Annotated in this window: 3 protein-coding genes and 1 pseudogene; 2 read left to right on the top strand and 2 right to left on the bottom strand. The window is 45.3% G+C overall.

The features are described 5' to 3' along the window. Positions 1 to 734, bottom strand: a pseudogene (locus IQ270_RS29580) (tetratricopeptide repeat protein); the annotation flags it as partial. 393 nt (positions 735 to 1,127) lie between these two features. Between IQ270_RS29580 and IQ270_RS29575 the strand changes: the two are divergent. Further along, positions 1,128 to 1,379 (top strand): hypothetical protein, encoded by a 252-nt coding sequence (locus IQ270_RS29575; RefSeq protein WP_193976671.1) that lies wholly within the window; start codon positions 1,128 to 1,130, stop codon positions 1,377 to 1,379. 17 nt (positions 1,380 to 1,396) lie between these two features. Then, on the top strand, positions 1,397 to 1,531 hold the full coding sequence (locus IQ270_RS29570) for a type II toxin-antitoxin system PemK/MazF family toxin (RefSeq protein ID WP_368670150.1): 135 nt from the start codon (positions 1,397 to 1,399) through the stop codon (positions 1,529 to 1,531). 85 nt (positions 1,532 to 1,616) lie between these two features. Here the strand turns inward: IQ270_RS29570 and IQ270_RS29565 are convergent. After that, a partial coding sequence (locus tag IQ270_RS29565) for an HlyD family secretion protein (RefSeq protein WP_193976670.1) occupies positions 1,617 to 2,717 on the bottom strand: 1,101 nt, incomplete at its 5' end.

The raw sequence follows: 2,717 nt of genomic DNA, 5'->3' as shown, positions 1-2,717 counted from the left end.
TCAAAGGGAAATGATTCGCGGGTGTAAACTTCCAAGGATGCCTCAAAAGCTGCGATCGCCAATTCCAGATTCTCGGCTTTTTCCCCTCTGATTCTGTAGAGGTAAGCAATCCCCAAATTATTTTGACTCCTTGCCCAGTCTTCGGGAAATGATTCGGGGGTGTAAACTTCCAAGGATGCCTCAAAAGCTGCGATCGCCAATTCCAGATTCTCGGCTTTTTCCCCTCTGATTCTGTAGCCGTAGGCAAGCCCCAAATTATTTTGACACCCTGCCCATTCAAAGGGAAATGATTCGCGGGTGTAAACTTCCAAGGATGCCTCAAAAGCTGCGATCGCCAATTCCAGATTCTCGGCTTTTTCCCCTCTGATTCTGTAGAAGTACGCATTCGCCAAATTATTTTGAAACTTTGCCCACTTTTCCGAGTAAGCTTCGCGGGTGACAACAGTTAATCCTATCTCTAGACAAGCAATACCCACCTCTAAATTACTTGCCCGACTACCTTGCCGAAGATTATAAAAAGTTAAATCTAAACCGTAGAAAAAATTAGCACCATTGTATGCTTGTTCTGCATCCAAAGTTGCCAGAGTTTGAGTTGCCCACTCTCGCAAATATTGAGCAAAACCATCATCTATTAATTCTAGGTTAGCTTGCAGAATCTCGATTCGTTCCTCCCTGGGACAGGTGATGAGAGATTCAATCAGATTTTGATAGGCTTCGCGGCGCGCTTCGTTCATTGCTTACAACCCATGTTTTTATAATTTTACATTCTTTGTCGGGGAAAAACAAGGGGGAAACCCGACCTTCTGAATCATCTGGAGTCGTTGGAGTGTGCGTCATACCTCAATACGGTTTACTTAAGATTATTTATGCCCCGGAGATCCCCCTCTCATCCCCCTTAAGAAGGGGGACTTTAAGAGCTTTCTTATCCCACCCTTATTAAGGGGGGTTAGGGGGGATCTGTCTTAACTTAACCGTATTCTGTCATAAGCTGCTACGCAACTATGTCGTATAATATAGAAACAAGATAAGTAAGCGATCGCCATAATGAATCTATTCGGAATGGGCCCGGTCTCATTCAAAAAAATCTCGATGATTTGCGATGGGACAAAAAACCAGAGGAAACTAAAATGATTTCACAAACTTTAGTAGAAATTGAACGTTCTATTAGTTCCCTGTCGATAGAAGAACAACTTTGGTTGCTGGAACGGATCGCTTGCCGAGTGCGGGAGAAAACTTACATAGCTAATAAACTCGCTAATGCTAAATACCTGGAAGCAGAGATAGCCGAGATGGCTAACGATCCAGATATTCAAGTTGAGATTGCTGCAATCGATCGCGAGTTTATTCTGGCAGAAATGGATGGTTTAGAAGCACTATGAGCATTCAGTGAGGGAAAATTTATTTTGTCAATCTTAACCCAGTTCATGGAAGAGAACAAGCTGGAATGCGACCTGTTTTGGTGTTTTCCATTGATACTATTAACCAGTTAATCTATCTATTGATTATAGACGTAATTAGACTCGGCGGTTGAAACCGCGTCTACACAAACAAAACCCGCCTTCGCGGGTTGAAGAGTGTGCGGTTTAAACCGCAGTCTCAAAATAACTAATTACTAATTACATATCTGTCATTAATCTTGCTTTCCGCAACACAAATGTTAACACTGTTTCTTGACCGGTAATAATATCGGCTCTACCTTCCATTCCAGATTGAATCGCATATTGACGCGGCTCATTTGTTTGGGAACCTCCGAAGAAGTTACCGCTAGAAGATGTGATTCTGGTTAAATAAGTTTGTTCTGGCTTGATTGCAACTTCGTAATAAGATCCACCTGAATTATTGGCGGGATTTTGAGGGGCGATCGCATCTGGGGCGATTTCGCTGACTGTTCCTTTCAATGTGCCGTAATCGGGGAAGGGTAAAGCGGAAATCCTGATCTGCACGGGTTGGCCGATTTGGATGCGGGCGATGTCTTGGGATGTCACTTTGGCTTTGATTATCAGGGGTGAGTCGCTGGGGACGATTTGGGCGATCGCACTTCCGGCTTGTACAGTTTGACCAGTATTTTGTACTTCCAATTTGAGAATTGTACCGTCAGCAGGGGCGCGGATCACGCTATTTTCGAGTTTTGACTCAACTTGATTTAGCTGTTTCTTAGCTTGAATTAATTGTTGTTGAATGGTCGATCGCTTGACGAGCAAAACCCGCCGACTTCTACCCAGTTTCTCGGCAACATCCGGCAGCGATGCGGCGATTTTGACTAAAGCGGATTCGACTAATTCCTGTTCGGCGGAACTTCCGCTTTGGGTGCTTTTAAGTTGGGCGCTGGCCAAAATTTGATTTTCCAAGTCGCGCAGTTGCTGGTTGATTTGCTGTGCTGCTGTTTGAGACTGATTAATGATTTCTTGGAACTGCTTGTTTCGATCGCCCAAACGCGAACCGCCTACAACTGCGATCGCATCTCCGGCTTTCACTGTCTGATTTTCGCTAACAGCAATGCTTTCGACGGTTCCTTCGGTGGCGGCTTGCACGAGGCGCACTTCTCCGGCCCGACGGACGATCGCGTCTGTTTTGACTGTAGCGGTGTATTTGGTGACGCTAGCAAGGGCGATCGCCCCGCCAAAGGTTGCCACCATCAAAATTCCCCCCAAACTTGTCCAACGGCTGACAGGGGGCAAAAACTCGTCGTTATTAAAGGTTTCAACGGGGGTGGGTTC

It is taken from the genome of Microcoleus sp. LEGE 07076 (assembly GCF_015207455.1).
GTDB lineage: Bacteria > Cyanobacteriota > Cyanobacteriia > Cyanobacteriales > Microcoleaceae > Microcoleus.
The sequence above is the reverse complement of the archived record's forward strand: the minus strand, read 5'-3'. Positions and strand labels throughout refer to the sequence as shown.